The sequence below is a fragment of the Phytoactinopolyspora endophytica genome, assembly GCF_004138495.1.
Taxonomy (GTDB): Bacteria; Actinomycetota; Actinomycetes; order Jiangellales; family Jiangellaceae; genus Phytoactinopolyspora; species Phytoactinopolyspora endophytica.
In genome coordinates, this window is the sequence record NZ_ML142858.1 from 231346 (window position 1) to 238996 (window position 7651).

The following is a 7651-nucleotide window of genomic DNA, read 5'->3' on the forward strand; positions in this document are numbered from 1 at the left end:
CAGCTGGCGGCGGGGAACCTCGACACTCGGCTGGCGCCGTCCGGCCGGGACGAGCTGGCGGACCTGGCCACCACGTTCAACGACACCGCCGCCGCCCTGGAGCGCACAGTCGGCGAGCTGCGGCACCAGGAAGGGGAGGCTCGGCGCTTCGTCGGCGACGTCTCCCACGAGCTTCGCACCCCGATCATGGCGTTGACCTCGATCATGGAGATGCTGGAGGCCGACGCGCGCAGCCGGTCACCGGAGGACCAGGAGATGGCGATGATGGCGGTCGACCGGACCCGGAAGCTCGCCCAGCTGGCGGAGGATCTGCTGGAGATCTCCCGGCTCGACGCCGGTGCCGTCGAGCTCCGGCTGGAGACGATCGACGTCGCCCACGCAGTGGCCGATACCCTCCGCACCAGAGGCTGGAGCGACCACGTCGAGTTCGTCCCGGCTGAGCCGGTGCTCGCCCGCGTCGACGTGCGCAGACTGGACGTCGCCGTCGCCAACCTCGTGGGCAACGCTCTCCGGCACGGTCGCCCTCCGGTCGTCGTCGAGGTGCGGGCCGAGGCGGACGACGTGGTCGTCGTCGTGACCGACCACGGTTCAGGATTCCCCGACGACGTCGACGCCGGGCGTCTGTTCACCCGCTTCTACAAGGCCGACCAGTCCCGGACAAGCTCGGACGGCAGCGGGCTGGGCCTGTCGATCACACTGGCCAACGCCCAGTTGCACGGCGGCGGCATCTCCGCGCACAACACCGAGGACGCCGGCGCTCAGTTCATCCTCCGGCTACCTCGCAGGCTCGAAGAGGGAACAGGAGAGGAGGACGATGCGCGCTCGTAGGAACATCGGCCATGCTGCGGCAGCACTTGCCCTGGCCACAGCTGTGATCACCAGCGGCTGCGGCGTGGAGCCAAGCGGCGTCGAGGACGGCGGCGAGGCACCCACCGGGCTTGCAGAGGGCACGCCCCTCTTCTTCCTCGACGGCGACGGCCGGCTGCAGCCCACAATGGTGGACTCCGGTCGGCTGGGGACAGTGCTCGGGGCGGTTCAGCTGCTGATGGCCATCGACCAACCGTCCGACACGAGTCTGCACAGCGAGGTTCCATCCGGCAACACCAGACCAACGGTCGAAGACGCCGGGGACTACGTGACCATCCGTCTTCCCTACGCCGGCGACGAGATCAGCCCGGCCGGCATCGACCAGGTCATCTGCACGGCGACGGCCGTTGTCGCCGTCTCTGGCCGGGAGATCGACAACCTGGAGATCTCGGTCCTCCCCACCCACGGGGATGTGGTCACCCGCTCGTGCCCGGCTCTCGACTGACCCCCGCCGCGCGGATGCGCGAGTAGCACTCCGCCTGAATATCGGGCATAGCAGAACAACGGGCGACGTTATTCTGTGCTGACGCTTCGGGTCGCTGTGGGCCGGCGACGGACGCACAAGGGTGATAGGGGAACGTGATGAACCATGGTTAGCAACTCCGCGGTCATGGGGATCGCGATCGTGGCGTTGGGCCTGGTTCTGACACCGGGCCCCAACATGATCTACCTGGTCTCGCGTTCGATCACTCAAGGTCGCCAGGCGGGCTTGATCTCCCTGACCGGGGTAGCTGTCGGGTTCCTGGTGTATCTGGCCGCGGCGACGGCAGGTCTGACCGCCGTCTTCGTCGCTGTTCCTGCGGCCTACACGGTGCTCAAATTCGCCGGGGCGGCGTACCTGCTGTACTTGGCATGGCAGGCGATTCGGCCAGGTGGCATCGCCGTGTTCGCTCCCCAGGACGTCCCGGCCGACTCCACCCGCCGGCTGTTCGCTATGGGCCTGGTCACCAATGTGCTCAACCCGAAGATCGCCGTCCTCTACGTGTCGCTGCTGCCGCAGTTCATCGACCCGGGGCGTGGTGCCGTCGCGTTACAGAGCCTGACCTTGGGAACGGTTCAGATCAGCATCGCCTTACTGGTGAACGCGCTGATCGTCGTCTTCGCCGGCGGCCTCGCCACGTTCCTGGCCAAGCGTCCGACGTGGCTACGCGTCCAGCGATACTTCATGGGCACCGTGCTCGGCGGCCTGGCCGTGAAACTGGCCCTGGATCGTGGACGCCCCGCCACCGTCGGCTGAGATGCGATCAAGCCACGGTTCCAGCATCGCTCTCTACGCCCACGTGTCTCCCCATCTCGCGTGTCTGACCGCGCGGTAGAGTTCTCTATCTTTCCTGGTGACGACGGTCTGCTTCACGGTCGGTGGATCTTGACACAGGGTGAGTACGACGCGCGCCCTGGCGTAGGTCGGGCGGCGGATGATTCGGCTGACGGCGGATGGGTCGGCATCCCTGGTAGCCGCCACATAGGAGAACTTCTCGTCTTCGTAGTTCCGGGTGCCGGCCTTGATCTGCCTGTGGATCGATGTGCGTGTGGCTCTGGCGGCGAAATGACACCAATCTTGTGTACCGGCGATCGGACACGCCTCGTTGTGCGGGCAGGGAGCGACGACGCTCATACCGGCGTCGACAAGCATCTCTCGCGCCTCGATGATTCGCGCGTGACCGTCCGGAGTGCCGGGTTCGACGATGACCACGGTCCGGGCTGCATCGGCCAGTTGTGCGGTGATGGACGCTCTGATCGAATGGGGCAGCTCGCCGAGCACGTACGACATCGTGATGAGGTCCGTGCGCGGCAAGGTGTCGATCGTCTTGAGCGTGTGCACGGCCCAGGTGGTGGAGCCGAGGTGCCGGTCGTCGTTATGTCGCACGAGTCGCCGGCCGACCTTGATCGCTGCGGGCGACTGTTCGAGCACGTGGGACCTGATGCCTGGCCAGGTTTCGGCGGCCGCCCAGACGGCTGCTCCGGTGCCTCCGCCGAGGTCGAGGTGCGTTTGTGGCGGTTCACCCGAGACATGCGGCGAGCAGGCCGCTAGCGCGGCACGAACAGCGACGACGGTGGCCGGCATCCGGTAGGCGGCGTAGGCGAGAGCCGTGAGCTCATGAGTGAGGATGGGTACGCCGTTGTCCTCGAACTGAGCCGCACGATAGAGCTCGCTGAGCCGGCGGGCGCGACTGGTCAGTTCGTCGGTGCGTGTCCTGGCCAGGACTGTGCTGAGAGCGCGGGAGAGCCGATCGTCGTAGGTGGACATGGCGCCTCACCCCGCCGCACGTAGGCCTGGACAGGCAGTGAGATCGTCATGGGACAGTTCACGGGCTCGTGCCCGTATGGAAGTAGACACGGCAAGACTCCGGTTTGCTCGTTGACGAGCGCACATGAGCGCTGGACACGTGGCCATCGCCACGAGGCACCAGCGAGACCGGAGGCTGCCGGCAGGACTCTAAAGAGTCTGGGTGTCCCCGGCCGGGCTGGTGCGACAGGTGGGCTCCATGCCGGTGATCATGACCAACCTCCCTGGTGGACGACCTTGCGTCGGACGTGACGGCTGAACACGCCACGATAGACAAGTAGGTCCCGGTCCGCATCGGATTTTCTGCACGTGACCGCCGTGGTGACCCCACACGGCGGTCCCGCACAGGCCGAAAATGATGCGCACTCTGTCAGTGAGTTCGTGTAGAACTACGTATGCCGCCACGACCTGACGGGAGCTTCTCCGTGCACACGCCGAATTCCGAGTTCACGGTTGCTGGCCTGCGCCGGTCGGACCGGCGGGGGCCCGTTCGATGGATCTGGTCGCACTTGCGGTGGCACCCGCTCGTCTTGGTTGGCTTCCTCGGCGGATCTGCCGTCATGATCGTGTTGAACTCGATGGTGCCCGCGCTCACCGGCACCGCGTTCGACGCCGTGCTCGGGGATCCTGACGATCGCGCCCGGGAACTCGCGATCGTCTCGGTCATGTTGCTCGTGGTGATCGTCTTGCGCGGCGGCATCGATCTGGTCGCGCGGCTGAGCAGCGAAGTGCTGGCCAAACGGCTGGAACGGGATGCGCGCGACGAGCTGTACGTCAGCTTGCTGGGCAAGAGCCAGACGTTCCACAACCGGCAGCGGGTGGGCGATCTGATGGCCCGGGCCGCGAACGATATCCGTCAGCTGTCGAACATGGTCAACCCGGGGATCGACCTCATCGTCGACTCGGGGCTGCAAGGCATCATTCCGCTGTTCTTCATCGCGGCGATAGATCCTCGGCTTCTGCTGGTGCCAATGCTGTTCGCGGCGGCGTTCGTGGTGGCGTTGTGGCACTACATGCGCCAGCTCAGCCCGGTGTCCACCCGGATGCGAGAGCAGTTCGGCGACTTGAACGCCGGGCTCAACGAGGCTGTCCGCGGTATCGAGGTCATCAAGGTCACGGCCCAGGAAGAGCAGGAGCGGCGCAGGTTCTCCTCCAGAGCCTCCCGGTATCGCGACTCGTTCGTCCGGAACGGGCTCATCCAGGCGCGATACCTGCCGCCGCTTCTTCTCGCCGTGGCCATGGCCGGCGCCCTGTGGCACGGACTTGTGCTGTATGACGCCGGCGATCTGTCGCTGGGGGACGTGGTCGCCTTCATGGGGTTGATGGCCCTGCTCGGCTTTCCTACCTTCATCTCGATCTTTGCTTACTCGATGGTCCAGATCGGTATCGTCTCGGCCCGCCGGATCTTGACCATCATGAACACCCAGACGGAGCTGGACCACAATGTCGCCGGCCACCGGGCCGACGTGCGTGGCGAGATCGTCTTCGAGAACGTGACGTTCGGCTATGACAGTGTCGAGCCGGTGCTGCGCGGCGTCACGTTCACGGCTGAACCCGGTGAGACGGTGGCGATCGTCGGTGAGACCGGCGCGGGCAAGAGTACGCTGACCAAGCTGGTGCCGAGGATCTACGGCGTCGACTCCGGCCGGATCTTGGTCGACGGCGTTGATGTGGGTGAGTGGAACCTCGACTCGCTCAGATCGCAGATCTCCACGATCGAGCAGGACATCGTGCTGTTCTCCCGGTCGGTCGCCGAGAACATCGCGTTCAGCCTCGGTCAGCGTGCCGACAGGGCCGATGTGGTCCGCGCCGCACGCGACGCCCAGGCCGACGAGTTCATCGACGAACTCGATGACGGCTACGACACCGTGATCGGGGAGCGAGGGGTCACCCTTTCCGGTGGGCAACGGCAGCGGCTCGCCATCGCTCGAGCCTTGTTGACCGACCCCGCGGTATTGATCCTGGACGACTCCACCAGTGCCGTCGATTCCGCCACGGAGGATCTGATCCAGACGGCCATCCGGCGCATTCTGGCCGGCCGCACGACGTTGTTGATCACCCACCGGCTCTCCCAGATCCGGTGGGCCGACAAGGTGGTGTTGCTCCGCGGCGGCGAGATTGTCGACTCCGGTACACATGACGAGTTGCTGGAACGTTGCCAGCTGTACCGGCGAATCTTCGCCCACTACGACGAGGTGGAGGTTGCCGTGGACTCGAGTCGCGCCTGCACTGGAGAAGGCGTGGCCGTCCGGGTTGGGACCGATGAACCGGAAGAGCCAGGAGAGGTGGTGCTCTGATGGGGTTCATCCTGAACGGCCTGGACGTTGAGAACTACGACCGTTCCTACGACGATCGCGAGCTGCTACGGCGGATCGTCAGATACTTTCGGCCGAAGCTACCCGCCATGCTGCTGGTCGCGTTCATGATCGTGCTGCACTCGCTCACCCAGGCGGCCATTCCGCTGCTGATCAGCTGGGGTGTGGACCGCATGGAGGCGGGCTCGATCTCCGACGTCGGCTGGTTGCTGACCGGCGGCATCCTCCTGATCGGCGGACTCGCTTGGGTCTTCAACTTCTTCCGGCAGTGGTACAGCGCCAAGGTCACCGGCGGCGTCGTGCTCAACCTGCGTGAAGACGCCTTCGACGCGGTCCTGGAACGAGACATGTCGTTCTATGACGAGCATCCGTCCGGCAAGATCGTCAGCCGGGTCAGCTCCGACACCGACGACTTCGCGGCTGTGGTCAACCTGACCATGAACCTGCTGAGCCAGGTGCTGATGGTGGGGTTCGTCACCGCGCTTCTGTTCTGGCGTGACGTTGAGCTGGCCCTGCTGACTCTGCTGGTCGCACCGGTCGTCGTCGGGATGGCGCTGTTGTTTCGACGTGTGGCGCGGAAAAACACCCAACGTGCACAGAGATCATTGGCCAGGGTGAACGCGAACCTGCAGGAGACAATGGGCGGCATCTCCGTCGCCAAGAACTTCCGCCAGGAACGAACGGTGTATTCCGAGTTCCGGCCCATCAACGAGCAAAGCTACGCGGTGACCCTGCGCCAGGGTTTCGTCTTCTCGGGGATATTCCCGGTGTTGATGCTGGTAGCCGGGCTCGCCACGGTGATGCTGGTCCAGGTGGGCGGTACGTCCGTGATCGACGGGCGGCTCAGTGCGGGCGACTGGTACCTGTTCCTGCAAGCGGTGGGGTTGTTCTGGTTGCCGCTGACCTCGATTGCGGCGTTCTGGTCGCAGTTTCAGCAGGGTCTGGCGGCCTCCGAACGGGTCTTCGCGCTGATCGACGCTACGCCCAGGGTGATACAGGAGGAGACGCGGCCGGTCGGCCGCCTCGACGGCCGGATCGAGTTCCGTGATCTCACCTTCGGCTACGAGCCAGGAAACCCCGTCCTCTCGACGTTCAACCTGAGCATCGAGGCCGGGGAGTCGGTGGCGCTGGTAGGCCACACCGGGGCGGGTAAGTCGACGCTGTCGAAGCTGATCACACGGTTCTACGAGTACTCGGGCGGCAGTCTGCTGATCGACGGTCGAGACATCCGAGGCTTCGACCTGGGCGAGTACCGCCGGCAGATCGGTGCGGTGCCGCAGCAGCCGTTCCTGTTCAGTGGAACCGTTGCGGACAACATCCGCTATCCGCGTCCGGAGGCGTCTGATGACGATGTACTGGCCGCGGCCCGCGAGGTGGCGGGAGGGGACTGGCTGGATGCGTTGCCCGACGGGCTCGCGACCGACGTCGGAGAGTTCGGTCGAGCCCTGTCGATGGGGCAGCGCCAGCTGGTCGCGCTGGCGCGGCTGCTGGTGCAGGACCCGGCGATCGTCGTCCTTGACGAGGCCACGGCGAGCGTCGACCCATTGACCGAGGCACAGATCTCGGAAGGACTGGACGTGGTCCTCGCCGGACGTACCTCGATCGTGATCGCACACCGGCTCTCGACGATCGAGCACGTCGACCGGATCATCGTGCTCGATCACGGCCGGATCATCGAGGAGGGCGACCACTCGTCGTTGCTCAGCGCAGGCGGGCGGTACTGCGAGGTCTACAACACCTACTTCCGGCACCAGTCGCCGGATTACCAGCCCGGAACAGGCTTCGTGGCGGTGACTCGATGACCGCCTGACGGGGGACCGCGGACGGACATGGCCGTCGGACGATGAGAATGTGCCCAACGTTTGGTAGGCTCTTTGAGCGGTCGTAGTTTTGTATTCGTGTGTCTTACACGTTCGCAAAGAACGACGTTGCGGACGTGCTGCTTGCCTTCAGGATTACTGGAGACGTCGCGTCTAGAAACCGACCCCGGGGACTGCACGGTGTAGGCCCTGTATCCAGCCCTGTAAGGAGAAGAAAATGGCACAGGGTGCTGTCAAGTGGTTCAACGCGGAGAAGGGCTTCGGCTTCATCGCCCGCGAGGATGGACCGGATGTGTTCGTCCACTACTCCGAGATCGAGGGCGGCGGCTTCCGCAGCCTCGAGGAGAACCAGAAGGTTGAGT

General features: G+C 65.2%; 7 protein-coding genes. 6 read left to right on the forward strand and 1 reads right to left on the reverse strand.

Translation table 11 applies throughout. The features are described 5' to 3' along the window. The 3 genes from ELR45_RS20085 to ELR45_RS20095 form a co-directional block, all read left to right on the forward strand. Positions 1-828: sensor histidine kinase (locus tag ELR45_RS20085; protein ID WP_165367948.1), on the forward strand; the 828-nt coding region annotated here is incomplete at its 5' end. After that, a complete protein-coding gene (locus ELR45_RS20090) occupies positions 815-1312 on the forward strand; it encodes a hypothetical protein (protein WP_129667941.1) in 498 nt (165 codons plus the stop codon). The genes ELR45_RS20085 and ELR45_RS20090, both read left to right, overlap by 14 nt. Positions 1313-1456: 144 nt before the next feature. Beyond that, complete coding sequence (locus ELR45_RS20095; RefSeq protein WP_129667942.1) at positions 1457-2104, forward strand: LysE family translocator; 648 nt, start codon at positions 1457-1459, stop codon at positions 2102-2104. Positions 2105-2137: 33 nt separating this feature from the next. Here ELR45_RS20095 and ELR45_RS20100 read toward each other — a convergent pair whose 3' ends face one another. Continuing rightward, on the reverse strand, positions 2138-3115 hold the full coding sequence (locus tag ELR45_RS20100; protein ID WP_129667943.1) for a small ribosomal subunit Rsm22 family protein: 978 nt from the start codon (positions 3113-3115) through the stop codon (positions 2138-2140). A 599-nt stretch (positions 3116-3714) separates the two neighbouring features. Between ELR45_RS20100 and ELR45_RS20105 the strand changes: the two genes are divergently transcribed. From ELR45_RS20105 to ELR45_RS41140, 3 genes are all read left to right on the forward strand, one after another. Then, the gene (locus tag ELR45_RS20105) at positions 3715-5451 is read left to right on the forward strand and encodes an ABC transporter ATP-binding protein (protein ID WP_205856926.1); all 1737 of its coding nucleotides are present in this window, start codon (positions 3715-3717) and stop codon (positions 5449-5451) included. After that, positions 5451-7271, forward strand: a complete 1821-nt coding sequence (locus tag ELR45_RS20110; RefSeq protein ID WP_129667945.1) for an ABC transporter ATP-binding protein — start codon at positions 5451-5453, stop codon at positions 7269-7271. Before ELR45_RS20105 ends, ELR45_RS20110 begins: the two co-directional genes overlap by 1 nt. Before the next feature lie 235 nt (positions 7272-7506). Then, the coding region (locus tag ELR45_RS41140) for a cold-shock protein (protein ID WP_240759916.1) at positions 7507-7651 on the forward strand (145 nt) is incomplete at its 3' end.

What these genes read in the sequence shown, in the direction of transcription:
- ELR45_RS20110 (WP_129667945.1), top strand. Translation starts at nt 5,451, where the DNA reads ATGGGGTTCATCCTGAACGGCCTGGACGTTGAGAACTACGACCGTTCC.
- ELR45_RS20090 (WP_129667941.1), top strand. Translation starts at nt 815, where the DNA reads ATGCGCGCTCGTAGGAACATCGGCCATGCTGCGGCAGCACTTGCCCTG.
- ELR45_RS20105 (WP_205856926.1), top strand. Translation starts at nt 3,715, where the DNA reads ATGATCGTGTTGAACTCGATGGTGCCCGCGCTCACCGGCACCGCGTTC.
- ELR45_RS20095 (WP_129667942.1), top strand. Translation starts at nt 1,457, where the DNA reads ATGGTTAGCAACTCCGCGGTCATGGGGATCGCGATCGTGGCGTTGGGC.
- ELR45_RS20100 (WP_129667943.1), bottom strand. Translation starts at nt 3,115, where the DNA reads ATGTCCACCTACGACGATCGGCTCTCCCGCGCTCTCAGCACAGTCCTG.